General features: G+C 75.9%; 23 protein-coding genes and 1 riboswitch. Of the genes, 11 read left to right on the top strand and 12 right to left on the bottom strand.

The window, feature by feature from the left end:
• Window position 1 precedes the first annotated feature (1 nt).
• Window positions 2-1,525 carry a cell wall-binding repeat-containing protein gene (locus FMM08_RS01170; protein ID WP_147924500.1) on the bottom strand — a complete coding sequence of 508 codons (1,524 nt, stop codon included), beginning with the start codon at window positions 1,523-1,525 and terminating at the stop codon, window positions 2-4.
• A 217-nt stretch (window positions 1,526-1,742) separates the two neighbouring features.
• A riboswitch (FMN riboswitch) is annotated at window positions 1,743-1,870 on the top strand.
• 217 nt (window positions 1,871-2,087) lie between these two features.
• Here FMM08_RS01170 and ribD point away from each other — a divergent pair.
• Genes ribD through ribH form a run of 4 tightly spaced genes read left to right on the top strand, consistent with a single transcriptional unit; the run spans window position 2,088 to window position 5,783 of the window.
• Window positions 2,088-3,155 carry a bifunctional diaminohydroxyphosphoribosylaminopyrimidine deaminase/5-amino-6-(5-phosphoribosylamino)uracil reductase RibD gene (gene ribD, locus FMM08_RS01165; RefSeq protein WP_255471919.1) on the top strand — a complete coding sequence of 356 codons (1,068 nt, stop codon included), beginning with the start codon at window positions 2,088-2,090 and terminating at the stop codon, window positions 3,153-3,155.
• Entirely contained in the window at window positions 3,155-3,835 is a 681-nt protein-coding gene (locus FMM08_RS01160) for a riboflavin synthase (RefSeq protein WP_147924498.1), read from the top strand. Before ribD ends, FMM08_RS01160 begins: the two co-directional genes overlap by 1 nt.
• The gene (gene ribB / locus FMM08_RS01155; RefSeq protein WP_147924497.1) at window positions 3,832-5,286 is read left to right on the top strand and encodes a 3,4-dihydroxy-2-butanone-4-phosphate synthase; all 1,455 of its coding nucleotides are present in this window, start codon (window positions 3,832-3,834) and stop codon (window positions 5,284-5,286) included. Before FMM08_RS01160 ends, ribB begins: the two co-directional genes overlap by 4 nt.
• Window positions 5,283-5,783 carry a 6,7-dimethyl-8-ribityllumazine synthase gene (ribH, locus tag FMM08_RS01150; RefSeq protein WP_147924496.1) on the top strand — a complete coding sequence of 167 codons (501 nt, stop codon included), beginning with the start codon at window positions 5,283-5,285 and terminating at the stop codon, window positions 5,781-5,783. Before ribB ends, ribH begins: the two co-directional genes overlap by 4 nt.
• A gap of 112 nt (window positions 5,784-5,895) precedes the next feature.
• Here ribH and FMM08_RS01145 read toward each other — a convergent pair whose 3' ends face one another.
• Window positions 5,896-7,587 carry a metallophosphoesterase gene (locus tag FMM08_RS01145; RefSeq protein WP_147924495.1) on the bottom strand — a complete coding sequence of 564 codons (1,692 nt, stop codon included), beginning with the start codon at window positions 7,585-7,587 and terminating at the stop codon, window positions 5,896-5,898.
• A 62-nt stretch (window positions 7,588-7,649) separates the two neighbouring features.
• Window positions 7,650-8,864 carry an NADP-dependent isocitrate dehydrogenase gene (locus FMM08_RS01140; protein WP_147924494.1) on the bottom strand — a complete coding sequence of 405 codons (1,215 nt, stop codon included), beginning with the start codon at window positions 8,862-8,864 and terminating at the stop codon, window positions 7,650-7,652.
• 212 nt (window positions 8,865-9,076) lie between these two features.
• Here FMM08_RS01140 and FMM08_RS01135 point away from each other — a divergent pair, with 212 nt between their 5' ends.
• From FMM08_RS01135 to FMM08_RS01120, 4 genes are all read left to right on the top strand, one after another.
• Window positions 9,077-9,550, top strand: coding sequence for a tRNA (cytidine(34)-2'-O)-methyltransferase (locus FMM08_RS01135; protein WP_147924493.1), 474 nt, complete (start codon window positions 9,077-9,079; stop codon window positions 9,548-9,550).
• Window positions 9,551-9,585: 35 nt separating this feature from the next.
• Window positions 9,586-11,640 carry an alpha/beta hydrolase family protein gene (locus FMM08_RS01130; RefSeq protein ID WP_147924492.1) on the top strand — a complete coding sequence of 685 codons (2,055 nt, stop codon included), beginning with the start codon at window positions 9,586-9,588 and terminating at the stop codon, window positions 11,638-11,640.
• A 190-nt stretch (window positions 11,641-11,830) separates the two neighbouring features.
• Window positions 11,831-12,343: a hypothetical protein gene (locus FMM08_RS01125; RefSeq protein ID WP_147924491.1), complete on the top strand. Its 513-nt coding sequence runs from the start codon at window positions 11,831-11,833 to the stop codon at window positions 12,341-12,343.
• Between the two features lie 72 nt (window positions 12,344-12,415).
• Window positions 12,416-13,114 (top strand): hypothetical protein, encoded by a 699-nt coding sequence (locus FMM08_RS01120; RefSeq protein WP_147924490.1) that lies wholly within the window; start codon window positions 12,416-12,418, stop codon window positions 13,112-13,114.
• Window positions 13,115-13,139: 25 nt separating this feature from the next.
• Here FMM08_RS01120 and FMM08_RS01115 read toward each other — a convergent pair whose 3' ends face one another.
• The 3 genes from FMM08_RS01115 to FMM08_RS01105 form a co-directional block, all read right to left on the bottom strand.
• Window positions 13,140-14,084 carry an AEC family transporter gene (locus FMM08_RS01115; RefSeq protein WP_147924489.1) on the bottom strand — a complete coding sequence of 315 codons (945 nt, stop codon included), beginning with the start codon at window positions 14,082-14,084 and terminating at the stop codon, window positions 13,140-13,142.
• Between the two features lie 158 nt (window positions 14,085-14,242).
• Complete coding sequence (gene sfnG, locus FMM08_RS01110) at window positions 14,243-15,442, bottom strand: dimethylsulfone monooxygenase SfnG (RefSeq protein ID WP_147924488.1); 1,200 nt, start codon at window positions 15,440-15,442, stop codon at window positions 14,243-14,245.
• 186 nt (window positions 15,443-15,628) lie between these two features.
• Complete coding sequence (locus FMM08_RS01105) at window positions 15,629-16,003, bottom strand: DUF3017 domain-containing protein (protein WP_147924487.1); 375 nt, start codon at window positions 16,001-16,003, stop codon at window positions 15,629-15,631.
• A gap of 97 nt (window positions 16,004-16,100) precedes the next feature.
• On the opposite strand from FMM08_RS01105, the gene FMM08_RS01100 reads away from it, so the two are divergent.
• Entirely contained in the window at window positions 16,101-17,834 is a 1,734-nt protein-coding gene (locus tag FMM08_RS01100; protein ID WP_147924486.1) for a RecQ family ATP-dependent DNA helicase, read from the top strand.
• Between the two features lie 425 nt (window positions 17,835-18,259).
• Window positions 18,260-19,024: a Type 1 glutamine amidotransferase-like domain-containing protein gene (locus FMM08_RS01095; RefSeq protein ID WP_147924485.1), complete on the top strand. Its 765-nt coding sequence runs from the start codon at window positions 18,260-18,262 to the stop codon at window positions 19,022-19,024.
• Between the two features lie 93 nt (window positions 19,025-19,117).
• Here FMM08_RS01095 and purH read toward each other — a convergent pair whose 3' ends face one another.
• A complete protein-coding gene (gene purH / locus FMM08_RS01090) occupies window positions 19,118-20,743 on the bottom strand; it encodes a bifunctional phosphoribosylaminoimidazolecarboxamide formyltransferase/IMP cyclohydrolase (RefSeq protein ID WP_147924484.1) in 1,626 nt (541 codons plus the stop codon).
• On the bottom strand, window positions 20,740-21,390 hold the full coding sequence (gene purN / locus FMM08_RS23520) for a phosphoribosylglycinamide formyltransferase (RefSeq protein WP_147924837.1): 651 nt from the start codon (window positions 21,388-21,390) through the stop codon (window positions 20,740-20,742). Before purN ends, purH begins: the two co-directional genes overlap by 4 nt.
• Before the next feature lie 64 nt (window positions 21,391-21,454).
• Here purN and FMM08_RS23515 point away from each other — a divergent pair, with 64 nt between their 5' ends.
• The gene (locus tag FMM08_RS23515; RefSeq protein ID WP_147924483.1) at window positions 21,455-22,006 is read left to right on the top strand and encodes a cytochrome d ubiquinol oxidase subunit II; all 552 of its coding nucleotides are present in this window, start codon (window positions 21,455-21,457) and stop codon (window positions 22,004-22,006) included.
• Window positions 22,007-22,108: 102 nt separating this feature from the next.
• Here the strand turns inward: FMM08_RS23515 and sucD are convergent, their stop codons facing one another.
• The 4 genes from sucD to FMM08_RS01060 form a co-directional block, all read right to left on the bottom strand.
• Window positions 22,109-23,011, bottom strand: coding sequence for a succinate--CoA ligase subunit alpha (sucD, locus tag FMM08_RS01075; protein WP_147924482.1), 903 nt, complete (start codon window positions 23,009-23,011; stop codon window positions 22,109-22,111).
• Between the two features lie 33 nt (window positions 23,012-23,044).
• A complete protein-coding gene (gene sucC, locus FMM08_RS01070; RefSeq protein ID WP_147924481.1) occupies window positions 23,045-24,229 on the bottom strand; it encodes an ADP-forming succinate--CoA ligase subunit beta in 1,185 nt (394 codons plus the stop codon).
• A gap of 161 nt (window positions 24,230-24,390) precedes the next feature.
• Entirely contained in the window at window positions 24,391-25,119 is a 729-nt protein-coding gene (locus FMM08_RS01065) for a response regulator transcription factor (RefSeq protein WP_147924480.1), read from the bottom strand.
• On the bottom strand, window positions 25,116-26,744 hold the full coding sequence (locus FMM08_RS01060) for an ATP-binding protein (protein ID WP_147924479.1): 1,629 nt from the start codon (window positions 26,742-26,744) through the stop codon (window positions 25,116-25,118). The genes FMM08_RS01065 and FMM08_RS01060 overlap by 4 nt, the downstream gene beginning before the upstream one ends.
• Window positions 26,745-26,747: the final 3 nt, after the last annotated feature.

Raw genomic sequence — 26,747 nt, 5'->3', positions numbered from 1 at the left:
CTCAGCGCAGAGGGGTGCCTCCACCCACCGCGAGCACCTCGTCGACGCCGTGGCCGCTCATCCACCCCGTCGTCGCCGTGCCCCACCCCGAGGGTCGCACGAGCAGCGTGACCGACCCGGCCGCACCGGAGACGAGGGCGTCAGCCAGCCGCGCCTCGTCACCGCTGGCCACGAGCACGCGGTCGGCGGAGACGCCGCGGGCCACGGCGTGGTCGGCGACGGCCGCGGCGGTGGCGTACCTGTCGGCGCCGGCGAGGCGGTCGTCGGCGCCGAGGGCGCTGGCCACCACCTCGGGGACCGAGGTCGTCCCGCCGACCACCACCACGCGGCGGTCGCCGAGCGCGGCGGTGAGGCTGCTGGGGACGGCGGCCGCGGTCGGCGGGGCCAGCAGCACGGGCGCGCCGAGGGCCGCGGCGGTGCCGCCCACCGCCACGGCGTCGGCGAGGGACCCGCTGCCGCGGGCCACGTAGGCGGTGGTGCTGCCGGACAGCTCCGGGCGCGCGGCGACGGCCGCCGCGGTGGCGTACCGGTCCGCACCGGAGACCCGGTCGACGCCCAGCCCGAGCGCCTGCAGGTCGCTCACCACCTGCGGGGAGACGCTCCGGTCTCCCCCGACGACGACGACGCGGCTCACCGACGGCGTCGCCCGCAGGTAGGCGGCCACGGCGGGCGACAGGCCCGCGGAGCGGGTGAGCAGCAGGGGCGCCGCGAGCTTCCGGGCCAGGGGCGCGGCGGGGACGCTGTCGACGAGGGACTCCCCCGAGGCGACCACCGCGGCGGTGGGCGAGGGCGCCAGCGCCTTCGCCAGCGCGACGCCGGTGGCGCAGCGGTCCTCGCCGGAGACCGACCGGGCAGCCACGGCGGGCGAGGCGGTGCTCGTGGCGGTCGGTGCGGACGTCGGCACCGAGGTCGGTGTCGAGGTCGGTGTCGGTGTCGAGGTCGGCCGGGCGGAGGGGCTGGCCGAGGGGCTGGGGCTGGACGACGGGTTCGCGGTGGGGGTCGTCGATCCCGGCCAGGGCCCGGCGTAGTAGTCGGCGAAGACGGTGATGGCCCACAGCCGCCCGTCGGCGCTGCGCGCCGCGCCGTACCCGGCGGCGTCGAACGACGGGTTGAGGATGTTGTCCCGGTGCCCCGACGAGCCCATCCACATCCACATGAGGTCACCGGCGCCGGCCCAGTGCTGGGCCGCGTTCTCCGCGGCCCCGCGCCAGCCCCCGGGGATGTGGGTGCGGTAGTCGTAGGCAGGGTCGGCGTCGGAGTGGCGCAGGGAGCCGTTGTCGGCGGCGAGCCTGTCGGCCCACGCCTGCGCCACGGCGTCCATGCGCGAGTCGCGGTGCAGGGGGTCCAGGCCGCGGCTGGCGCGCTCGGCGTCGTGGCCCTGCTGCAGGCCGTCGACCACCTGCCGGTCGACGGCCGCCTGTGCCGGCGGGGCTGCGGTGACGCCGGCTCCAGCGGCAGCGGTCAGCGCGAGCGCGAGGGCCAGGACGGCCCCTCGGCGGCTCCGGGTGGTGGTCGGTCGGCGCACAGCTCCTCCTCGGTCGCCCCCCGGCGGGCGAGCTGCCGAGCGGGAGATCGCTGGCTGACGACGCTAGGTACAGCGGCGGCGACCCGCAGGCGTTTCGCGGAGAAGAGCCTCTTCCACCCCTTCTGCCCGACCCCGGCGAGGTGCCCTCCCGGGGTGCTCCCAGGCACCAGGACTGGCACTCACCGCCGCGGTCGTGGCAGCATCGACGGCTGAACGACGCGCGCTCCGGGGTCGGTGCAATTCCGAACCGGCGGTGACAGTCCGCGACCCGACCGCAGCCAGCGGCCGGTGGACCTGGTGGAACTCCAGGACCGACGGTGAGAGTCCGGAGGGGAGGAGCACGCGGCGAGGCCCCGTAGGGGTTCTCGCCCGCAGCGCCGTCGGCAGGGCTCAGCGGCCCGCCGCGTCGTCCGCCTCCCGAGGCGGGTGATCGGTCACCGCAGGGACCACCCGCCGTCGTCGCCCTCCCCCGCAGCACCCCGGAACCGCACCGACGCGGAAGGGGACGGGGTTGGCCAGCAGCGAGCGCCACGGCGGTGTCCACAGCTCTGTGGACAACCCTGTGGACAGCCGCGCGCTCGACCTCGCCCTCGACCTGGCGCGCCGCGGCCCGCTGACGGAGAACCCCCAGGTCGGGTGCGTCGTGCTCGGCCCCGGCGGGGAGGTCCTCGGCCAGGGCTGGCACCGCGGCGCCGGCACCGCGCACGCCGAGGTCGCCGCCCTCGCCGACGCCGCCGCGCGGGGCCACGACCTCGCGCGCACCACCGGCTGGAGCGCTGTCGTGACGCTCGAGCCGTGCCGGCACACGGGCCGCACGGGCCCCTGCACGCGCGCCCTGCTCGACGCCGGCGTGGCCCGCGTGGTGGTCGGCGCGCCCGACCCGACGCCCACCGCGGGCGGCGGAGCCGCCGAGCTGCGCGCGGCCGGGGTCGACGTCGTCGTCCTCGACGACCCGCGGGCGCACGAGCTGGTGCGGCCGTGGGCCCGCGCGCACCGCCACCGCCGCCCCGCCGTGACGTGGAAGTACGCCGCCACGCTCGACGGGTACAGCGCCGCGACGGACGGCTCCAGCCGCTGGATCACCGGGCCGGTGGCCCGCGCCGACGTGCACGCCCGCCGCGCCCAGCACGACGCCGTGCTGGTCGGCACCGGCACGGCCCTGGCCGACGACCCGGCCCTCACCGTCCGCGACGCCTCCGGCGCGCCGCTGCCCCAGCAGCCGCTGCGCGTGGTGGTGGGCCTGCGCGACCTGCCCGCCGGTGCGCGGCTGCTCGACGGCAGCGCCGAGACGGTGCACCTGCGCACCCGCGACCCCCGCGAGGCGCTGGCCGCGCTGTGGGAGCGCGGCGTGCGCTCGGTGTGGCTGGAGGGCGGCCCGCGCCTGGCGGCGGCGTTCTGGCGGGCCGGGCTCGTCGACGACGTCGTCGCGCACCTCGCGCCCGCCCTGCTCGGCAGCGGTCGCAGCGCCCTGGGGGACCTCGGCGCCACCTCGATCGGCGACGCGCTGCGCCTGCAGCTCACCGGCGCCCACGTGCTCGGCGGCGACGTCGTCGTGCTCGCCAGACCCACCGACCCGACCCCGGGACCCGTCCCGGACCAGACCCCGTCCGACCAGCAGCAGGAGGCCTGATGTTCACCGGCATCGTCGAGGAGCTCGGAGAGGTCGTGGCGCTGGAGCGCGGCGAGACCTCCGCCCGCCTCACCGTCCGCGGCCCGCTCGTCACCGGCGACGCCGTCCACGGCGCGTCCATCGCCGTGGACGGCTGCTGCCTCACCGTGGTCGACATCGCCCGCGACGACGACGGCGCGCCCACCGGCTTCACCGCCGACGCGATGCTCGAGACCCTCGAGCGCACCACCCTCGGCCGGCTCCGCCCCGGCGACCGGGTGGACCTGGAGCGGCCCGTCGCCGCGGGCGGTCGCCTCGGCGGGCACGTCGTGCAGGGCCACGTCGACGGCGTCGGCGAGGTCGCGGCGCGCGTGCCGGGCGACCGGTGGGAGGTCGTCACGGTCTCCGTCCCCGCCGAGCTGGCGAAGTACGTGGTGGAGAAGGGCTCCGTCGCCGTCGACGGCGTGTCCCTCACGGTGACCGCGGTCAGCGCGGCGGGCGCCGAGCGGGCGTGGTTCTCCGTCTCGCTCATCCCCGAGACGCTGCGCGCCACCACGCTGGGCCGCAAGGGCGTCGGCGACCCGGTGAACCTCGAGGTGGACGTGCTGGCCAAGCACGTGGAGCGGCTGCTCGCCGACCGCGCGGTCGCCGGTCTGGGCTCCGGTCTGGGCGCTGCCGAGCTCGAGGAGGCCGTGCGATGAGCGCCACCACCACGAGCGCGAGTCGGGGGCTCGAGGGCCTGAGCACCGTCGAGGAAGCGCTCGCCGCGCTGCGCTGCGGCCGTCCGGTCCTCGTGCTCGACGACGACGACCGCGAGGACGAGGGCGACGTCGTCCTCGCCGCGTCCCTGGCGACGCCGCAGTGGGTCGCGTGGACCGTCAAGCACGGCTCCGGCCTGCTGTGCGCCCCCCTGCCCGCGGTGCTGGCCGACTCCCTCGGCCTGCCCGACATGGTCGAGCGCAACGAGGACTCGCTGCGGACGGCGTACACGGTCACGGTCGACGCCGCTTCCGGAGTCACCACGGGCATCAGCGCCGCCGACCGCGCCCGCACCGCTCGGGTGCTCGCCGACCCGGCCTCCGGGCCGGCCGACCTCATCCGCCCCGGGCACGTGCTGCCGCTGCGAGCCCGCCCGGGCGGGGTGCTGGAGCGCCGCGGTCACACCGAGGCCGCCGTCGACCTGTGCCGCCTGGCCGGGCTGCCGCCCGTGGCGATCATCACCGAGCTCGTGGACCTCGACGACCCCGACGGCGACATGCTCCGCGGCCCCGGCGTGGTGGCCCTGGGCGCGGAGCACGGGCTGCCCGTCATCACCATCGAGCAGCTCGCCGCGCACCTGCGCGCCGAGGCCACCGCGTCCACCGACCGCGACCACGGGCCCTCGGCCACCTCCCGTCCGGCCCGCGAGCGCCAGCGCGTGGTCGAGGTGGCTCGCGCCGCGCTGCCGACGGAGCACGGCGAGTTCACCGCCGTCGCCTTCCGCGACCTCGCCACGGGCGCGGAGCACCTGGCGGTGGTCGGGCTGGGGGCACCTCCCGCTCGTGGGGGACCGCCGCGCTCGTCGTCGTCCTCACCCCCTTCCACCGAGGCGGCGGTGCCGCTGGTGCGCGTGCACTCGGAGTGCCTCACCGGCGACGCGTTCGGGTCGCTGCGCTGCGACTGCGGTCCGCAGCTGCGCGCAGCCCTGGACCGGATCGGCGCCGAGGGCGGGGTGCTGGTGCACCTCGGCGGCCACGAGGGGCGGGCCATCGGCCTGTCCGCCAAGATCGCGGCGTACGCCCTGCAGGACGGCGGCGCCGACACCGTGGACGCGAACCTCGAGCTGGGGCTGCCCGTCGACGCCCGCGAGTACGGCGGCGCGGCCGCGGTGCTGCGCGCGCTCGGCGTGGAGCGGGTGCGGCTGCTGACCAACAACCCGGGGAAGACCTCGGGCCTGGCGGAGCACGGCGTGGACGTGGTGGAGCAGGTCGGGCTGCACGTGGGCGACGACGACGCGGCTGCACCGTCAGCACAGCCAGCGCCGTCAGCCCCGCTGCGCGAGGCCTACCTCGCCACCAAGCGCGCCCGGATGGGCCACACGCCCCCCACCGCCCCGTCCGCGCTCTCCGCGGCGGGTGCGCAGAAGACGACGACGCAGGAGGAGCAGGCATGAGCGGACACGGAGCACCGGCGCTGCAGGTCGACGGGAGCGGCGTGCGCGTCGCGGTGGTCGCCGGGCTGTGGCACACCGAGGTGGTGGAGGGCCTGCTGGCCGGTGCGCTGCGCGCCCTCGAGGCAGCCGGCGCACCCGAGCCGACCGTGGTGCGCGTCCCCGGCACCTTCGAGCTGCCGGTGGCGGCGGCGCGCTTGGCCGCGGCCGGTTACGACGCCGTGGTCGCCCTCGGCGTGGTGGTGCGCGGCGGGACCCCGCACTTCGAGTACGTGTGCTCGGCAGCGACCACGGGCCTGACCGAGGTGGCGGTGCGCACCGGCGTGCCGGTCGGGTTCGGCGTGCTGACCTGCGACACCGACGCCCAGGCCCTGGACCGGGCCGGCCTGCCGGGCAGCAGGGAGGACAAGGGCGCGGAGGCCGCGGAGGCCGTCCTGGGGACCCTCGCCGCGCTGCGCGCCGCCGGCGCGCTGGGCTCCCCGGAGCCCGCCCTCGCCTGACCCGCCTCCCCGACCGTGATCATGGACGTCACCGACGGGACGCCCCGTGATCATGGGCGCTGCCCACGGGGGCGTCCATGATCACGGCCGGTGGCGTCGGCGGCGTCCACGATCACGGCGAGGGCGTCGCGGCGGGGGTGAGGACGAGCCCGCCGGGGTCGGTGGGCAGCGGCGGCACGTCGGTGCCGCCGGGGGTGAAGGTCGGGGTGCCGTCGGGGCCGGTGACGCCGCCGGTCGGCTCGGCCGGCTCCTCCAGCGCCGGCTCCTCCTCGGGGGCCTTCGACTCCTCCCGGTAGCTCTCCGCCGTGCGCCGCTCAACGGTGGCGCTGTCCAGCCCCACCCCTCCGACCGTGACGTCGTCGACGGCGAGCAGCGACCCGTCGACCGCGGAGAAGTGCAGCACCGACATCTGCAGCGGCGTCGGCTCGCCGCCCACGAGGCTGCGCAGCCCCGCCCCGCCGGAGGAGCCCTGGGTGAGCAGCAGCGTGTCGCCGTCGACGGCGGCGGCCCGGCGGTGGGTGTGTCCGTCCAGCACCAGCGGGACCTTCCCCACCAGCGGCAGCGCCATCGGCGGCTCGTGGACGAGCGCCACGTCGACGCGCTCCCCCGCCGCCGCCGACGCGTCCAGCGACCGCCCGAGCGCCTCCCCGGCCACCGTCAGCTGCTCGCGGGCCGCCTCGTTGACCACGAGGCTGGAGGGGTTGAAGCGCGGGTCGCCGGTGCCGGCGAACCGCACGCCGGCGATCTCGGCGGTCGCGCCGTCGTCCAGCACCCTCACCCGTCCGTCGGTGCCCTCCTCCAGCGCCGCGACCGCTGCCTGCGTGGTGGCTGAGTCGTGGTTGCCGCGGACCCACAGGTACGGCACCCCCAGCGACGCCACCGGCGCCAGCAGCGGCGTCTCGGCGGCGCTGCCGAAGTCGCTGGAGTCGCCGGTGTCGACCACACCGGCCACGTCGAACTCCTGCACCAGCGTGGCCATGAGCCGGTACGCCTCGGGGTTGTTGTGCACGTCGGAGACCCACAGCACGCGCACGTCGTCGTCGCCCGCAGCGGCGCCGGCCGGCAGGCCCGACAGCGCCGAGTACAGCCGGGAGACGCTGCCGGTCAGCGCGGCCACGCGCGTCTGGTACGCCGTGAAGCGGCTGCCGACGCTGGTGAGGTCCCCGACGAGCGCCGGCGCCCGCGTGAGAAGCCCGGAGTACCGGGGCTCGGCCAGCGCCCGGCTGTTGGCCGTCGCGGCCGCCGCTCCCCCGCTGGCCAGCAGGACGACGAGGACCGCGCCCGTCCCCACGAGCACCGCCCGGGCACGGCGGAAGACCAGCAGGCTCGCGAGCGCCGCCGCGGCCAGCGCCACGAGCACGGACCTCACCACCAGCGCCACCAGCGCCGCACGGACGTCCCGCGTGAGCTCGTCGCCCACCGACGCCGCGGTGGTGCCGCGGGCCAGCAGCGAGCGGGCCTCGGGCAGCCGCAGGCCCTCCACCTCCACGCGCAGCCGCAGCGGGCCGTCGTGGGTGGCCAGGGCCAGCTCCCCCAGCGGCGGCACCTGCACCTGCGTGCCGCCGGTCAGCGAGGGCTGCAGCACCAGCCGCGCGTCGACGGGGCCGACGCTGGCCGTGGTGGCGCCCGCGGTGGCCATCGCGGCCCCCGCCGCCACCACGGCGACGACGACGACGGCGCTCCCGCGCAGCCACGCCCACCGCGCCCACACCCGTGCGAGCGAGGGGGCGACCGAGGGGCGAGAGGCGCGGCCGCCCCGGACGGAGGGGCGGCGGCCCGGCGAGGAGCCCCGGACAGCGATCACCGGCGGCACCCTACGGGGCACCGCCGGTGATCACCGCGCTCGACGAGCGCACTGGCCCAAGGTCAGGCGAGGGCCTTCGCGAGGTTCTCGTCCAGCGTCGCGAGGAACTCCTCGGTGCTCTGGAACGGCTGCTCCGGGCCCACGAGCAGGGCGAGGTCCTTGGTCATCTTGCCGCTCTCGACGGTGGAGATGACGACCTGCTCGAGCTTCTCGGCGAACTCGCGCACCGCGGGGGTGCCGTCGAGCTTGCCGCGGTGGTCGAGACCGCGCGTCCACGCGTAGATCGAGGCGATCGGGTTGGTGGACGTCGGCTTGCCCGCCTGGTGCTGGCGGTAGTGGCGGGTGACCGTGCCGTGCGCGGCCTCGGCCTCCACCGTGCGCCCGTCCGGCGTGGCCAGGACGGAGGTCATGAGGCCGAGGGAGCCGAAGCCCTGCGCGACGGTGTCGGACTGGACGTCGCCGTCGTAGTTCTTGGTGGCCCAGACGTACCCGCCCTCCCACTTCAGGGCGGAGGCGACCATGTCGTCGATGAGGCGGTGCTCGTAGGTGATGCCCGCCGCGGCGAACTGGTCCTTGAACTCGGTCTCGAAGACCTCGGCGAAGATGTCCTTGAAGCGGCCGTCGTAGGCCTTGAGGATCGTGTTCTTCGTCGACAGGTAGACCGGGTAGTTCCGGGCCAGGCCGTAGTTCATGGAGGCTCGCGCGAAGTCGCGGATGGAGCTGTCGAGGTTGTACATCGACAGGCTCACGCCGGCGCCGGGGGCCTGGAAGACCTCGTGCTCGATCGGCTGGGAGCCGTCGGACGGGGTGAAGGTCACCGTCAGCGTGCCCGCGGAGGGGAACGTGAAGTCGGTGGCGCGGTACTGGTCGCCGAAGGCGTGGCGGCCGACGATGATCGGCTTGGTCCAGCCCGGGACGAGCCGCGGGATGTTGCTGATGATGATCGGCTCGCGGAAGATCACGCCGCCGAGGATGTTGCGGATGGTCCCGTTCGGGGAGCGCCACATCTTCTTGAGGCCGAACTCCTCCACCCGCGCCTCGTCGGGGGTGATGGTGGCGCACTTCACGCCGACGCCGTGCTTCTTGATGGCGTTGGCGGAGTCGATCGTCACCTGGTCGTCGGTGGCGTCGCGGTGCTCGATGCCGAGGTCGTAGTACTCGAGGTCGACGTCGAGGTAGGGGTGGATCAGGCGGTCCTTGATGAACTGCCAGATGATCCGGGTCATCTCGTCGCCGTCGAGCTCGACGACCTTGCCCTCGACCTTGATCTTCGCCATGCGCGTCCCTGTCCTCCGTCGGAGCAGCCGGTACCAGAAGTCTTCCCCCCGAACCTACCGAGGTCTCAGCCGGGAGCACCCCCCAGGTGCGCCCGGACGGGACCGCGGACCGCAGCCGGACGCCCGGCTGCGGTCTCGGAGGGGGTGGGGACCGCGCGCGGGCGCCCGGCTGCGGTCTCCCACCGGTCGGCGCGGTGCGAGAGGCTGCGGGGGTGTTCCACGTCGTCCTCGTCGAGCCCGAGATCCCCGGCAACGCCGGCGCCGCCATCAGGCTGTCCGCCACCACCGGCGCGCACCTGCACCTCGTGCGCCCGCTGGGCTTCGACCTGGAGGACTCCAAGCTGCGGCGCGCCGGGCTGGACTACCACGACCTCGCCCGCACGACGGTGCACGACGACGTCGAGGCGCTGTGGGCGGCCCTGGCCGACCTGGGCTCGCGCCGGGCGTACGCGCTGACGTCCTCGGCCACCCGCTGGTACACCGACGTCACCTACGAGGAGGGCGACGCGCTGCTGTTCGGCCGGGAGTCGGTGGGCCTGCCCGACCACGTCCTGGCCGACGGCCGCGTCACCGACCGGCTGCGCATCCCGATGCTCGCGCAGCGGCGCTCGCTGAACGCCTCGAACGCCGTCGCCGTCGTCGTCCACGAGGCGTGGCGCCAGCACGGCTTCGCGGGCGGCGCCTGACCCCCGCGGGGGAGACGGGCGTAGCGTCGAGGGCGATGCTGCCCTCAGACCTGCCCCTGCTCGCCGGCTGCTCCAGCCCCTCGCTCACCCCCGACGGCCGCACCGCCGTGGTGTCGGTCACCGCTCCGGACCCGGCCACCGACGAGGAGGCCGGTGACCTGTGGAGGGTCGCCACCGACGGCAGCTCTCCCCTGCACCGGCTGACCCGCGGGCACCGGGACACCGCGCCCGCGGTGAGCCCCGACGGGCGCTGGGTGGCGTTCCTGCGCGCCGGGCCCGGGGGGCGTCCCCAGCTCCACCTCGTCGAGCTCGACGGCGGCGAGCCGCTGGCGCTGACCACCTCCCAGCAGCTGCCCCTGGGCGCGGGTGCTCCCGCGTGGTCCCCCGACGGGGCGGCGCTGGCCTTCACCGCCCGCGTGCCGGAGCCGGGCCGCTACGGCACCGCCACCGGCCCGGAGCACCTGCGCGGCCCGGACGCCGAGCCGCCGCGCCTCGTCACCACCCCCGCGCACCGCGTCGACGGGGTGGGCTTCACCCTCGACCGCCGCCAGCACGCGTTCGTCCTGGACGTCGACCGCACGGCGCTGGACGCCAGTGAGCGCGTGCCCGCACCGCAGCGGCCCACCCCGCGGCAGGTGACCGACGGCGACGCCGACGACACCTGCGTGACGTGGACCGCGGACGGCCTGGCGCTGCTCGTGGTGTCCGCGCGCCACGAGGGCGCCGGCCACGACCTGCGCCGAGGCGTGCACCGCGTGGAGGCCACGGCGCACCGGCAGCACCAGCTCGACGCGGTGGTCGGCGGTGACCTCGCGGTCAGCCGCGTGGCCGCGGACCCCGACGGCCGGCGGCTGTGGCTGCTCGCGACGGTGCTGGACGAGCGCGGCCTGGGCGCGGTCGCGCAGCCGGAGTCGCTGCACACCGCTGTCCTGACCGCCGACCCGGACCCCGGCGGCCCCGGCAGCGCGGTGCCGCCGGGCGCGGGCGCGCCGCTCCGGCTGACACCGCCGGACGTCGACCTCGGCGACCCGGCCGGCTTCCTGCTCGTGGACGCCGCCGGCGCCCTCGTGGCCGAGCGCCACCGCGGCGCGCTGCGGCTGCTGCGGGTGCGCCCCGACGGCTCCCGCGAGGTGCTGCTCGACGGGCAGCTGCAGGTGACCGGCGCGGCGGCCGCGCCCGACGGCTCGACGCTGGTGGCGGTCGTGGCCGACCCCGCGAGCCGCGGCGAGCTGGTCCGCGTCACCCCCCACGACGACGGCGGCCCGCTGCGGCTGACGGACGCCGGCGGTCCGCTGCGCGCGACGGGGCGCCTGCGCCCCCTCCGGGAGGTGGAGCACCCCAGCCGGGACGGGTACCCGGTGCACGGCTGGGTGGTCCTGCCGGACGAGGCGCGCTTCGGCGCGGGACCGCACCCGGTGCTGCTCATGGTCCACGGCGGACCGCACGCCCAGTACGGGTGGGGCCTGTTCGACGAGGCGCAGGTGGCCGCGGGCGCCGGGTACGCCGTGGTGATGGGCAACCCCCGCGGCTCGGCGGGCTACGGCCTGGCGCACGGAGAGGCCGTCCTGGGGGCGCTGGGCACCGTCGACGCCGACGACGTGGAGGCCCTCCTCGACGGCGTGCTGGCCGACCCCTCGCTCCCCCTCGACGCTGAGCGGGTGGGCGTCGCGGGCGGCAGCTACGGCGGGTACATGACGGCGCTGCTCACCACGCGCACGCGGCGGTTCGCGGCGGCCGTGGTGGAGCGCGGGTACCTCGACGCGACCAGCTTCGTGGGGTCGGCCGACATCGGCTGGTACTTCCCCGACCAGCTGCACGGGTCCGAGGAGGCCATGCGGGAGCAGTCGCCGATGGCGCACGTGGCGTCGGTGCGCACTCCCACCCTGGTCATCCACTCCGAGCAGGACTGGCGCTGTCCGGTCGAGCAGGGCCAGCGGTGGTGGACGGCGCTGCGCCGGCAGGGCGTGGAGACCGAGCTGCTGCTCTTCCCCGGCGAGGGCCACGAGCTCACCCGCTCGGGGCGCCCGAGCCACCGGACCGCCAGGTTCGAGCACCTGCAGCGCTGGTGGGACCGGCACCTGCCGGTGTGACACCGCTCGCCGCGAGGGCGTCCGGCGACCGCCGCGCGCGGTGGCGAAGGTCTGACACGATCAGGACCGTCGACCCTTGACGGGCGTCTGCGCTGGTCAGGAGATCGACACCTCCCCCTGCGGCAGACCCTCGATCACGATCTGGACGCGAACCCAGCGCGCTGTCAGTGCCAGCGTGCATGCTCGTCCCATGACGACGTCCGGACCGGCCCCCGTGCCAGCGCCGCGGCGACCGCGGCCGCAGGCCCGGCCGCTCCTCGACGAGCTGGCGCTGCTCGCGCAGGCCGTCGACGTGCTCGCCGTGCGGGTCGCCGTCTCCGGTGAGCTCGCCACGGGTGTGCGCACCCGGGCGCTCGGGCTCCACCTGGCCGCCGCCGCCGCAGCGGTGCGCGAGCAGGTCGCCCGCCAGCGCGACGTCATCGCCCCCGTCCTGGTCGCCGCGGACGGCGGGGCGGGCGCCGAGCTGCTCGCCGCGTCCCTGACCTCGGCGGACCGCGTGCTCGAGGTCGTGGGCGGCATCGACCCCGGGGCCAGCGCCCTGCTCGCGCAGACCGCGGGCGTCGGGGCGCTGCAGCAGCTCGGGATCAGCACGCGGGCGCTGTGGAGCGCCATGGTCGACCACGAGCGCCTGTGGGCGGCGGGAGCGGCGCCGCTGGCGCGGCGGCTGCTCACCGAGCGCGCGCAGCGCTCCACCTGCGGCTGACCTGACAGCCGCCCCCTGGTCGGCGGGCGAGCTGCAAGCGCACCGCAAGCGCCCGCGGACAGTGTCTGCCGCATGGCCCTCACCACCCCCGCCCCGCTCCTGCGGCTGCTGCCGCATCGGCCCGCCCGACGCTCTGTGCCGCAGCACGCCACTGGCTGCTCAGCCCCCGCCGCGGCTCCGGTCGCGCCGGTCGCGGCGGCCGTCCCCGCGCCGGCCCCGCGACGCACGCCGGTAGTCGGCGGCGCAGCGCAGGACGCCGCCACCTCCGCCGCCGCGGCGTGGCCGGCAGCGGCCCGCGGCCTGCTCGTGGATCTGGCGGTAGCGGCGCTGGCCGCCTCGGCCCTGGCGGAGCGGTCGGACGCCTCACTGCCGGGCTCGGCCGCGAGCACCACCCCCGCGGCGGGTGGGTCCTCCGCCCGACGGGCCCGCGCCCTGGCAGAGCACCTGGCGGAGACCTGCGCCGGCCTCCGCACCGACCTCACCGTGCAGCAGCTCGTGGTGCTGCCGGTGCTGCGCACCGCTCCCCTGGGCCTGCGCACCGCCGTCGTCCGGGCGTCCTGCGAGGCGGTGGTGCTGGAGCTGGAGGCCGTGGAGCGCGGCGCCTCGCTGCTCACCGAGGGCCTCGCGACCGCGGAGGACCTGCGCCTGCTCGCCGCCGCGCTGCGGCGCACCCGGTCCGCGGTGGCGCTCCACCGGCGGCTGTGGACCGACCAGGCCCTGCCGCTGGCGCGCGAGGTGCTGCGCGAGCGCGCCGACCGGGTCGGCCGCTGACGGCGGCCGACGGACAGCTGCCGCCTCAGCCGAGCAGCAGCACCACGGCGGCGAGCACGGGTGCGCTCATCAGCGTGCTGAGGAGCACGCTGTCGCGGGCCAGCCGCTCCGCGGCGCCGAAGCGCGTGGCGTAGACGAAGACGTTCTGCGCCGTCGGCAGCGCCGCCACCAGCACCACCGCGAGCAGCGCGTCACCGCTCAGACCCAGCAGCGGGCCGCCCACCACCCATGCGACCAGCGGGGACAGGACCAGCTTGAGGGCCACCGCGAGCCAGGCGTCCGGGTCGGCCCACTGCGGCCCGGGGCCCGTGGACAGGGACAGGCCGAACGCCAGCAGCGCGCAGGGGACCGCCGTGCCGGCCAGCAGGTCGAGCACCGAGGACAGCGGCTCCGGGGGTGGCAGCCGCAGCAGACCGAGCACCAGCCCGACGGCCGCGCCCACCACGAGGGGGTTGCGCGCCAGGCGCAGCAGGGTGCGCGCCCAGACGCCCCCGCCGTCGTCGTCCTGAGGTCCAGCGGAGGTGCGGCGCTCGGCGCGGTGGCGCCGGGCGTCGAGCACGCCCACCCCCAGCGGGGCGAGGACGACGATCTGGAAGAGCAGCGCCGGTGCGACCACCGCGCCGTTCCCGAGCACGAAGACGGCGATCGGCAGGCCGAGGTTGACGGCGTTGACGTAGCTGGACGAGAAGGCCGCGACCACGCCCTCCTCCACGCTGCGCCGGCGCAGCCGGGAGAGCAGCAGCGACACCGCCGCCGCGGTCAGCGCGGCCGCGGCCGACACCACGAGCGGCTGACCGAGCACGGCGGTGACGTCTGTGGTCGACAGGGTCCGCACGAGCAGCGCCGGGGTGCCCACCGCGTAGACGAGCCGCGCCAGCACCCGCTGCGCGTCGGCGCCGAGGGTGCCGCGCCGCCCCAGGAACCAGCCCACCAGCACGACCGCGCCGACCACGGCGAACCCCTCGAGCACGCCGCCGATCGCTCAGCCCTCCGACCCCTGGCTGCCTGGCGCCGGAGCCTGCGGACGCAGCGGAGCCCGACCGGTGCGGGCGCACCGGTCGGGCTCCATGATGCCGGGGACCCGCCCCCCGCTGGAGGGGCGGACGGTCAGGCCGCGCGGGCCAGGCGTCAGACGGGGACGACGGCCCCCGGGCGCGACAGCGTCTCCAGCGCGGCGGCGAGCTCCTCGGTCAGGCCCAGGTGGGCGACCGGGTCGGTGCCCTCGGGCAGCGCCGCCAGCTCGGCCTCGAGCTCGCGCACCCGCGGGATGACGCTCTCGCCGAACGCCTCGACCTCCTCCTTGACGTGGAGGAAGCCCAGCAGCACGAGGTCCACGCCGATGAGCCGGTACGCCAGCACGCGGCGCGCGACCTGCTCAGGGGTGCCGATGAGGCCGGTGCGGAACCCGTCGTTGTACTGGACGAGGTCCTTGAACTCGCTGTCGGCCCACATGCCCTTGCCGTCCTTGGCGGCCTGGCCGGCCTCCTTGACGGCGTTCCCGAAGTCGTTGACCTTGTCGGCGTCGGCGTTGGCGATGATCGCGTCGAGCACCTCGACGGCCTCGGCCTCGGTCTCGCGGACCACGGCGAAGGCGTTCAGACCGAACTTGATCGCGCGGCCGTTCTCGGCGGCGTACCCGCCCACCTGGGCGACCTGCTCGGCGACGCCCTCGGGGGTGTTGCCGTTCATGAAGTACCAGTCGGAGACGCGGCCGGCCATCTGGCGGGCCGCGGTGGAGTTGCCGCCCTGGAAGATCTCGGGGAGCACGTCGGGCTGGGGGCGGAAGTTGAGGTCGCCGACCTGGAAGTGCTTGCCCTGGAAGGCGAAGTGGTCGGTGGTCCAGGCGCCGCGGAGGATCTGGATGAACTCCTCGGACTGCTCGTAGCGCTCGTCGTGCTCGAGCCACTGGGCGCCCAGGTCGAGCGCCTCCTTCTTGAACCACCCCGACACCACGTTGAGGCAGAGGCGGTCTCCGGTCAGCGCCTGCGCGGTGGCGGCCCACTTGGCCAGCACCGCCGGCGGCCAGAAGTAGGGGTGCACGGCGGCGATGACCTTGAGCTTCTCCGTGGCCAGCAGCAGCGCGAGGGAGAAGGACGTCGACTCGTGCTGGGCGTCCGCGCCGTACGAGGCGGCGTAGCGCACCTGGGAGAGGGCGTAGGTGAAACCCGCCTTCTCGGCGGCCTTCGCGGTCTCGATGTTGTAGGCCGGCTCGTGGGAGGTGCGCTGCGGCAGGTTCGAGACCACGAGGCCGCCCGAGACGTTGGGCACCCAGTAGGCGAACTCCACGGGCGCGAGCTCGGAGGCGGGGCGTGGCAGAGAGGTGCTCATCAGGTGTCTCCTCGACTCCTCATCGGTCCTGGCGGGAGCACCGCTCCCCGAGCTGCCTCACGGCGCACGGTCGGTCGGTTGCTGCGGCGTCGACGAGCCAGGTCTCTCAGCCGCTCTGGATGGGCGGGCGCAGCGTGTCTCGCGCGACCGGGTTCCGTCAAATCTGACGGCCCGGCGCGTCGCGGCTCAGCCGACCGGGCCGCGCGGAGCGACCACGGCCAGCACCGCGACGCCGACGGCCAGCACCAGGCAGGTGGCCGCGTCGACCCAGGGCGTCCGCACGGCGAGGGGCCCCAGCGACGCGATGGGCATCACGAGGTGCAGCACGGCGAGCACCAGCAGCAGACCCGACAGGAGCAGGCCCGCCAGCCAGAACGAGACCAGGGCGGCGGCGAGGAGGACGGCCAGCAGCCCCGCGCCGAAGCCCCAGACGAGGGCGGCCGGCGGAGGCCACGGCGTCTTCTCGCGCCGTGCTGGCCGCTGGTCCGCCGCCGGGGCGGGGTCCGAGGCCGGACCGGGGTGCGGATCGGGCGGACCGCTGTCCGTCCGTGCTGGCTCCACCCGCCCAGGCTAGCCGCGCGTGGGCCCATCGGGCGGTGCAGGCGCGGCTCGCGCCCGGGCGGGGCGTGTCGATCACCGCACGGGGTAGCACTGGCTGGTGAGCGCCAGCACCTCCCGGGTCCGCGAGCAGCGGCCCACCCTCGCCGACGTCGAGCGCACCGCCCGCGAGCGCTTCGGCTTCTCGGCGCTGCGTCCCGGGCAGGGCGAGGCGGTGGAGGCGCTGCTCGCCGGCCAGGACGTGCTGGCCGTGATGCCCACGGGCCGCGGGAAGTCGGCCGTCTACCAGCTGGCGGCGCTGTGGCTGCCGGGGCCGACGGTGGTCGTCTCCCCGCTCATCGCGCTCCAGCGCGACCAGGTGCAGGCGCTGGCCCGCACGGGCGTGCACGACGCCGTCGCCGTGAACTCCTCGCAGTCGGCGCGCGAGAACGGCGCCGCGTGGGACGCCCTGAGCACCGGTGACGCCGAGTTCGTCTTCCTGGCGCCGGAGCAGCTGGCCCGCGACGACGTGCGCGAGCGCCTGCGGGCGCTGCGGCCGAGCCTGTTCGTGGTGGACGAGGCGCACTGCGTCTCCTCGTGGGGCCACGACTTCCGGCCGGAGTACCTGCGCCTGGGCGACGTGGTCGCCGAGCTCGCCGCCCCTTCAGAGGAGGACGACGACGATGGCGGCCAGCGCCGTCCGGTGGTCTGCGCGCTCACCGCCACCGCGGCCCCGCCGGTGCGCCGCGAGGTGGTGGCCCGCCTCGGCATGCGCGACCCGGCCGTGGTGGTGCAGGGCTTCGACAGGCCGAACATCTACCTGGAGGTGGTGCGCGAGACCGACGGCGCCGACGCCAAGCGCGCCGTGGTGGTCGAGCGCGCCGCGACGGCCGCCAAGCCCGGCATCGTCTACGTGGCCACCCGGCGCGATGCGGAGGCCTACGCCGACGACCTCTCGCACCTGGGCCTGGACGTGGAGGCCTACCACGCGGGGCTGTCCGCGGAGGACCGGCACTGGGTGCACGAGGCGTTCACCCAGGGCGACCTCGACGTGGTGGTGGCGACGTCGGCGTTCGGCATGGGGATCGACAAGCCGGACGTGCGCTTCGTGCTGCACGCGTCGGTCACGGACTCCCTGGACAGCTACTACCAGGAGGTGGGCCGGGCGGGCCGCGACGGCGAGCCGTCGCTGGCGACGCTGTGCTACCGCCCCGAGGACCTGGGCCTGCAGCGCTTCCACGCCGGTGGCGGGCCTGACGAGCAGGCGCTGGCCGACGTGGCCGGCGCGGTCCACGACGGCGGCGGCGAGCCCGTGCCGGCGGCGGAGGTGCGCGCCGCGGCCGGGCTGACCGCCACCCGCACGACGGGGGTGCTCAACCTGCTGGAGCAGGCGGGAGCGGTGCGCGTCAGCCGAGAGGGCGCCGCCTGGGCTGATGGGGGCACGGCCGTCGGGGCGGCGGTGCGCGGCGCCGTCGAGACGGCGCAGGAGCGCCGGCGCACCGACAGGTCGCGCCTGGAGATGCTGCGCGGGTACGCCGAGACCACCGGGTGCCGCCGGCAGTTCCTGCTCGCGTACTTCGGCGAGCGCCTGGCCGAGCCGTGCGGGAGCTGCGACACCTGCAGCTCCGGCTCGGCGGCCGCCGTGCACGCCGAGCGGGCCAGCGCTGCGGAAGGCGGCGCCTCCGGGGCCGGCTCCTACGCGGTGGACGACGCCGTCGAGCACGCCACCTGGGGCCCTGGCGTCGTCATGAGCGCCGACGGGGACCGGATCACCGTGCTCTTCGAACGGGAGGGCTACAAGACCCTCGCCCTCGCCGCCGTCGAGAAGGCCCACCTGCTGACCCGCGCCTCCTGACCCCAGAGCTGCCGCGCCCCTGACCAGCGCGATCGGGGTCGGGTCAGCGGCGACGAGCGCGCTCCGAGCGGTCAGCAAGGGCTCCCTGAGAACGTCCTCCACGAGACGCACCCCAGCACTCGCAGCGGAGCGGACCACCAGCCCGCACGGCCCGGACCGACGTCCGGCCGCCACCCCTGGAGGACCCCCGTGACCCACCTGTCCCGCGCCGACCTGCGCACCCCCGAGCAGCGCACGCGCCTCGGGGAGGCGCGCCGCCGGTTCGACCCGGCGGGCGTCTTCGGCTGACCACGACGGGTGCGGCGACCCGCCTGGGAGGTGTTCCGGACTCCCGTGATCACGGTGATCAGGGGAGTCCGGAACACCTCCCCGCCGTGATCGTGGGCGCTGCGTCCACCGCGTCACCGGCGGCTACCGTGCGCGACATGCCTGCTGACGCACCCACGATCGTCGCCACGTCCGGCGGCATGAAGGCCGGACGCCGCAGCCGGGTGGCCTTCGCACCGCTCGTCGAGCACGCCGTCGAGCTGTCCGGCACCACCGGACGCCCCAAGCTCGTGCACCTCGGCACCGCCTCGGGAGACCAGCGCTGGTGGAACGCCGAGCTCGACGAGGCCGCCGCCGTCGCCGGCTGGGACCTGCGCCACGTCAACCTCTTCAGCATGCCCAGCGTCGACGACCCCGAGGCGCTGCTCCTCGAGGCCGACGTCGTCTGGGTGGGCGGCGGCTCGGTGGTCAACCTGCTCGCGGTGTGGCGCGCCCACGGCCTCGACGAGGTGTTCCGCCGCGTCTGGCGGGCGGGCGTGGTGCTCGGCGGGGTGAGCGCGGGCTCCATCTGCTGGCACGTCGGCGGCACCACCGACTCCTTCGGCCCGTCCCTGCGGGCGGTGACGGACGGCCTCGCGCTGCTGCCCTACGGCAACGGCGTCCACTACGACTCCGAGGCCGAGCGCCGTCCCCTCGTCCAGCGGCTCGTCGCCGAGGGGGTGCTGCCCACCACGCACTGCACCGACGACGGCGTCGGCCTGGTCTACCGCGGCACCGAGCTGGTGGAGGCGGTGAGCGAGGTCCGCGGCAAGGGCGCCTACACCGTCACCCGAGCCACCGGTGGTCCGGACCAGGACGACGACGGCAGCGCCCGTGCGGTCGAGGAGCGCCTGGAGCCGCGCGTCCTCCCCGGGGCCCGCTGACCCCCCCCTCGACCGCAGCCGGGTGTCCGCTCGCGGTTCCGGAGCCCCCTCGGACCGCAGCCGAGCGTCCGGCTGCGGTCCGAGGAGCTGGCGTCAGTGGGTGAAGTGGCGCGCTCCCGTGAGGTACATCGTCACGCCGGCGGCCCGCGCCGCGGCGACGACCTCGTCGTCGCGCACCGACCCGCCGGGCTGGACGACGGCGCTCACGCCGGCGTCGAGCAGCACCTGCAGGCCGTCGGCGAAGGGGAAGAACGCGTCGGAGGCGGCGACGGCGCCGCGGGCGCGCTCCTCCCCGTGGCTGTTGGCCCGCTCCACCGCGAGGCGGCAGGAGTCGACGCGGTTGACCTGGCCCATGCCCACGCCCACCGACGCACCACCGCGCGCCAGGAGGATCGCGTTGGACTTCACCGAGCGCAGGGCCCGCCAGGCGAACGCGAGGTCGGCCAGGACCTCCGGCGAGGCCGCCTCACCGGTGGCCAGCGTCCAGCCCGACGGGTCGTCGCCGGCGGCGTCGAGCACGTCGGCCTGCTGCAGCAGCAGCCCGCCGGACACGGCGCGGAACTCCGGCCGCGCGACCCCCGCCGCCGGCAGCGGCGCGCGCAGCAGGCGCACGTTCTTCCGGCCGCGCAGCACCTCGAGCGCGTCGTCGTCGAAGTCGGGGGCGACGACCACCTCGGTGAACACCTCGGCCACCTGCTGCGCCATCGCCAGCGTCACGGGACGGTTGGTGGCGATGACGCCGCCGAAGGCGGAGACGGGGTCGCAGGCGTGGGCGGCGGCGTGGGCGGCCGCGACGTCCGCACCGACGGCGATGCCGCACGGGTTGGCGTGCTTGATGATCGCCACGGCCGGCTCGGCGAAGTCGGCGGCGGCGCGACGGGCGGCGTCCGCGTCGACGTAGTTGTTGTAGCTCATCGCCTTGCCGTGCAGCTGCTCGGCGCGGGCCAGGCCCAGGTCGTCACCCGCGAGCCCGCCGGTGCGAGCGGTGTAGACCGCGGCGCCCTGGTGGGGGTTCTCGCCGTAGCGCAGCACCTGCGAGCGGGTCCAGGTGGCGCCGACGAAGCCCGGGAACACCGGGCGGGTCGTGTCGTCGGACTCCTCGGTGACCAGCGTGGCGGCCCACCACGAGGCGACGGCGACGTCGTAGGCGGCGGTCGCGGCGAACGCCTTGCCGGCCAGGCGGCGCCGCTGCGCGAGCGTCGTGCCGCCGACGCGCACCTCCTCCAGCACGGCCTCGTAGTCGGCGGGGTCGACGACGACGGCCACCGACGCGGAGTTCTTGGCGCTCGCGCGCACCATCGCCGGGCCGCCGATGTCGATCTGCTCCACGCAGTCCTCGGGACCGGCGCCGGAGGCGACGGTCTGCTCGAAGGGGTAGAGGTTGACCACCACCAGCTCGAACGCCTCGATGCCCAGCTCCTCGAGCTGGCGGCGGTGGTCGGGGTCGCGCACGTCGGCGAGCAGGCCGGCGTGGACGCTGGGGTGCAGCGTCTTGACGCGGCCGCCGAGGCTCTCGGGGAAGCCCGTGATGCGCTCCACGGGCGTCACGGGGATGCCGGCCGCGGCCACCCTGTGGGCGGTGGAACCGGTGGAGACGATGTCGACGCCGGCCTCGTGCAGCCCGCGAGCGAGCTCCACCAGCCCGGACTTGTCGGAGACGCTGACGAGGGCGCGGCGGACGGGCTTGCGGCCGTCCGCCGGGGTCTTCTGCTGGGTCACGAGAACCGGGCCTTCCTTCCCTCGACGGTCCAGCCGCCGGTGGTCATGCGGGTCACGACGTCGACGAGCAGCGCCCGCTCGACGGTCTTGATGCGCTCGTGGAGCGCGGTCTCGTCGTCGTCGTCGAGCACGTCGACGGCGCGCTGGGCCAGCACCGGGCCGGTGTCGACGCCGTCGTCGACGAGGTGGACGGTGCAGCCGGTGACCTTCACCCCGTGGGCGAGGGCGTCCCGGACGCCGTGCGCCCCGGGGAAGGAGGGCAGCAGGGCGGGGTGGGTGTTGACGATGCGGCCGCCGAAGGCCCCCAGCGCCGAGGCGCCGAGGACGCGCATGAACCCGGCGCTGACCACCAGGTCAGGGCGGTGCCGGGACACCTCGGCGGTCAGCGCGGCGTCCCAGGAGGCGCGGTCGGGGTGGTCGCGCACCTCCACCGCGAACGTCGCCGCGCCGGCGAGCTCGGCGCGGGCCAGGGCGGGGGCGGCACGGCGGGCGGAGTCGGCGCCGACCGCCACCACCTCGAACGGAGCGCCGGGTGCGGCGGCGGCGTCGAGCAGGGCCTGGAGCAGGGTCCCGGACCCGGAGGCGAGCACCACCAGCCGCGAGCGCGAGGGGGGTGTGCTGGACGGGGTCACGGTCGGAGACGATATCGATGCTCGTCGCGGGCACTCCGCCCAGGCGACGGCAGGTCGATGAGAGCAGGAGCACTCAGGGATGAGCGACCCGTACGCGCCCCCGGGCTCGCAGCGCGGCACCGGCCGGGTGCCCGGCGGCCCCGGCGGCGACGGCGTTCCGGACCCGCGGGAACGGCGGCGCCAGCTGCCGCCGTCGGTCCCCCACCGCCCCTCCGAGCGGCGCCCGCCGGACCCGGAGGGCCAGGTCCGCACCGCGAGGCTGGGGATGCGGTTCTCGCTGAGCGTGCTGGCGGGTCTGGTGGCCACGGTGTACCTGCCGCTGCCGTGGAGCGCGGCCGGGCCGGTGTTCGTGCTGGCGGGCGTGACCTTCGGGGTGCTGGCGCTGGTGTCGGCGGCGCGGGCCCGGCTGCCGTGGCCGTCGTACGTGACCCTCGGCGCGGGCATGGCGCTGGCGGGGGTGCTGCTGCTCGTGCAGGCGGCCACGCTGGTGTTCTGGCAGGCGAGCTCGCAGTGGCAGGAGTGCCGCGACACCGCGGTGACGCGCGCCGGGCAGCAGGAGTGCCGCGCCCAGTACGAGCAGAGCGTGCAGAGCTTCCTGCCGGGGATGCCGGCGCCCACCCAGGGCGGCTGACCGCCGGTACCCCCAGGACGACGACGGGCGCTCAGCCCCCTCCGAGGAGGGGCTGAGCGCCCGTCGTGCGCGTCGGCGGCCGGCGCCGCCGTCAGCGCGGGCTCAGGCCAGCGACTGCATGACCTCGCGGGCCAGGGCGGCGGTCTCGGACGGCGTGCGGCCGACCTTCACGCCGGCGGCCTCGAGGGCCTCCTTCTTGGCCTGCGCGGTGCCCGAGGAGCCCGACACGATGGCGCCGGCGTGGCCCATGGTCTTGCCCTCGGGGGCGGTGAAGCCCGCCACGTAGCCGATGACCGGCTTGGTGACGTTCTCCTTGATGAAGGCCGCCGCGCGCTCCTCGGCGTCGCCGCCGATCTCGCCGATCATGACGATGGCGTCGGTGTCGGGGTCGGCCTGGAAGGCGGCGAGGGCGTCGATGTGGGTCGTCCCGATGATCGGGTCACCGCCGATGCCCACGGCCGTGGAGAAGCCGAAGTCGGCCAGCTCGTACATCATCTGGTAGGTCAGCGTGCCGGACTTGCTGACCAGGCCGATGCGCCCGGCGGGGGTGATGTCGGCGGGGATGATGCCCGCGTTGGACGCGCCCGGGGTGATGAGGCCGGGGCAGTTCGGGCCGATGACCCGGCTGGTGCCCTTGGCCTGGGCGTGCGCGAACAGCTCCGCGGTGTCCTTGACCGGCACGCCCTCGGTGATGACCACGACGAGGGGGACCTCGGCGTCGATCGCCTCGACGGCTGCGGCCTTGGTGCCGGCGGCCGGCACGAAGATCACCGTCACGTCAGCGCCGGTCTGCGCCACGGCGTCCGCGACGGACCCGAACACCGGGACCGCGACGGTGGACCCGTCGGGGGCCGTGAAGTCCACGGTCTCGCCGGCCTTCTTGGGGTTGACGCCACCGACGATGGTGGTGCCGGAGGTCAGCATGCGCTGGGTGTGCTTGCGGCCCTCGGAGCCGGTCATGCCCTGCACGATGACCTTGGAGTCCTTGGTCAGGAAGATCGCCATGTCTGTTCCTCTCTCAGCTGCTCAGCCGGGCCGTCAGCGGGAGGCCAGCTCGGCGGCCTTGCGGGCCGCGCCGTCCATCGTGTCCACCACGGTCACCAGCGGGTGCGCGGCCTCGGCGAGGATGCGCCGGCCCTCCACCACGTTGTTGCCGTCGAGGCGCACGACGAGCGGCTTGGTGGCCTCGTCGCCGAGGATCCCCAGCGCCTGCACGATGCCGTCGGCCACCGCGTCGCAGGCGGTGATGCCGCCGAAGACGTTGACGAAGACGCTCTTGACCTGCGGGTCGCCCAGGATCACGTCGAGGCCGTTGGCCATGACCTGCGCCGAGGCGCCGCCGCCGATGTCGAGGAAGTTGGCGGGCTTGACGCCGCCGAACTCCTCCCCGGCCTGGGCGACCACGTCGAGGGTGCTCATGACGAGTCCCGCGCCGTTGCCGATGATGCCGACCTCGCCGTCGAGCTTGACGTAGTTGAGGTGGCTGGCGCGCGCCTTGGCCTCGAGCGGGTCGCCGGCGGCGGCCTCCTCCTCGGCGAGGGCGGCGGTCTCCGGGTGGCGGAAGGAGGCGTTGTCGTCCAGCGACACCTTGCCGTCCAGGGCCACCACGCGGCCGTCACCGGTGAGCACCAGCGGGTTGACCTCGACCAGCGTGGCGTCGGCCTCGCGGTACACGGTCCAGAGCTTCTCGAGGACGTCGGCCACCTGGGCCGCGACGTCGTCGCCGAAGCCCGCGGCGGTGGTGATCTCGGTCGCCTTGGCGGCGTCGATGCCGACGGCGGGGTCGACGGCCACGCGGGCGAGCGCCTCGGGGCGCTCCACCGCGAGCTGCTCGATCTCCATGCCGCCCTCGACGCTGGCCATGGCCAGGTAGCGCCGCTCGGCGCGGTCGAGCAGCAGGGAGACGTAGTACTCGGTGGCGATGTCCGCCCCGGCGGCGATCATCACCTTGTGGACCGTGTGGCCCTTGATGTCCATGCCCAGGATGTCGCGGGCGCGGGCCTCGGCCTCGTCGGCGGACTTCGCGACCTTGACGCCGCCGGCCTTGCCGCGGCCACCGACCTTCACCTGGGCCTTGACGACGACGACCTTGCCGTCGACGCCCGCCCCCAGCTGCTCGGCGGCCGCGCGGGCCTCCTCGGGGGTGGTGGCCACGAGGCCCGGCAGCACCGGGACGCCGTGGGACTCGAACAGGTCGCGCGCTTGGTACTCGTACAGGTCCACTGGGGCTGCGCCTCCATCGTCGGCCGCTGCGGGTGCCCCGCGGGCCGGCGGAACCTGCTGGTGAGCCGCTCGACCTGCACGCGGGGTGCACCCGCGAGCCTAACGAGCCCGCGAGAGCGGCCCAGGTCACACCCCCGGGGCCCGCCTCTGCGGGCGCCCGCTCAGCGCGGCACCCAGGCGTAGCCGTTCTCGGGGCGACCAGCCACGCCGTACCGCGGCCGCACCACCGCGCGCCCGGTCTGCTCCAGGTGCTCCAGGTAGCGGCGGGCGCTGACGCGGGCCATGCCGCAGCGCGCCGCCACCTCCCCCGCCGACAGGTCGGGCTCGGTGGCCGAGCGCAGCACCTGCACCACCAGCTCCAGGCTGCGGTGGGAGAGCCCCTTGGGCAGCTGCTCGGGGGTGCGCGGCGCCGAGACCGCCGCACCTGCGGGGTGGAGCAGCCGGTCGACGTCGTCCTGTCCCAGACCGCCGGTGGCGCCGGTGCGCGCGAGGGCCCTCCGGTGGGCCGCGTACGCCTGCATGCGCTCGGTGAACAGCGCCAGCGAGAACGGCTTGACGAGGTAGTCGACGACCCCGCCGGCCATCGACGTGCGCACCACCTCCAGCTCGCGCGCAGCGGTGACCACCACCACGTCGACGTCGGAGCCGCCCGCCCGCAGCGCGCGCAGCACCTCCGTGCCGGGGACGTCGGGCAGGTGCACGTCGAGCAGCACGAGGTCGGGCGCGAGGGACTCCACGGCCCGCAGCGCGTCGGCGCCGCGGTGCACCACGCCCACGCAGGCGAACCCGGGCACCGTGCCCACGTACGCCTGGTGCAGCGACGCGACGGCGACGTCGTCGTCGACCACCAGCACCCTGACCGTCGCGGGCGGGTCGAGGTCCCCGCTCACGCCCCGGCCCCCGCCAGCTCGGAGGAGGACGACGACGAGCGCGCCGCCGCACCGAGCACCACCTCGAAGCGCGCGCCGCCCAGCTCGGAGCGGGTCACCGCCGCGGAGCCGCCGCGGCGCGCCGCGATGCGCGCGACCAGCGCGAGGCCGATGCCCTGGCCGTGGCGGCCGTCACCGCCGGCCTTGGTGGTCACCCCCACCCGGAACACCTCCTCGCGCTGCGCCTCGGGCACGCCCGGGCCGTCGTCGTCGACGGTGAGCACCCAACCGCCGGCGACGGTGCTGCGCACCTCCACGACCACCCGACCGGCCTGCCCGGCGGCGTCGAGGGCGTTGTCGACCAGGTTGCCGAGCACCGTGACGACGTCGTCGCCAGCGCCCTCGGGCACCCGCGTGGCCGGCGCGACGACCACCTCGGCACCCCGCTCGCGGGCGAGCGCGGCCTTGGCCATGAGGAGGGCCGACACGGCGCCGTCCTCGACGCCGCCGAGGCCCGCGCCCGACATCAGGCGGCCACCGCCGCCGAGCCTGTCGATGAGGGCCGCGGCGTCGGCCGTGCGGCCGAGCTCCAGCAGGCCGCGGAGGACGTGCAGGTGGTTGCTGAACTCGTGGGCCTGAGCGCGCAGGGTGGTGGTGAGGCTGCGCTGCCCGTCGAGCTCGCGCACGGCGCCCGACAGCTCGGTGCGGTCGCGCACGGTCAGCACCCGGCCCACGCGCCGGCCCTGCACCAGGGCCGGGGTGCGGCTGGCCAGCAGCACGCGCTCCCCCACGAGCAGGGGGGCGTCCACGGCGTCGGCGTCGGCCTCGAGGAGCTCCAGGGCGGCGGGGTCGAGCACGTCGGTGGCGCGCGAGCCGACCACGCCGCCGCCCGCCTGCCGACCGTCGAGGTCGAGGAGGCGGCAGGCCTCGTCGTTGACGAGCACCACCCTGCCGCGCTCGTCCACGGCGAGCACGCCCTCGCGGATGCCGTGGAGCATCGCCTCCCGGGCCTGCAGCAGGCGAGCGATCTCGTCGGGCTCCAGACCGGAGATCCGGCGGCGCACCAGGCGCGTGAGCAGGTAGGAGCCGACCGACCCGAGCACGGCGGCGCCGCCGAGCCACGCGGCCAGCCACGGGACGTCCTCGGTGAAGTCGTCGTCGAGCTCGGACTCGACGATCCCCACCGACACCGCGCCGAGGATCCGGCCGGACGCGTCCTCGACGGGCACCTTGGCGCGCAGCGACGGCCCGAGGGTCCCGGTCTGGGTGCCGAGGAACGGCTTCCCCTCCAGGACCTCCGCGGCGCTCGTCGTGCTGGGCGATCCGATGAGCGACGGGTCGGGGTGGCTCAGGCGGATCCCGTCGCGGTCGAGGAACACCACGAACGACACCTTCGAGGCCTGCTGCAGGAGGTCCGCGAGGTCCTGGAGGTCGTCCCCCGGACCGCCGGGCTGCTCGTAGGCCTCGATGACGTCCGGCAGGGTCGCCGCGTTGCGGGCGACCGCCATCATCTGGTCGCCGTACGCGTCGCGGATCTGGCGCTGCTGCAGCGAGACCGCGGCGAAGCCGGCCAGCACCACGCAGGACAGCACGATGAGGGCCTGCAGCGCGAGGAGCTGCGGGCCGAGCGGCATCGGCCGGCGCATGCG

This window comes from Quadrisphaera setariae, assembly GCF_008041935.1.
Taxonomy (GTDB): domain Bacteria; phylum Actinomycetota; class Actinomycetes; order Actinomycetales; family Quadrisphaeraceae; genus Quadrisphaera; species Quadrisphaera setariae.
This window is presented reverse-complemented; position numbering and strand designations above follow the sequence as displayed.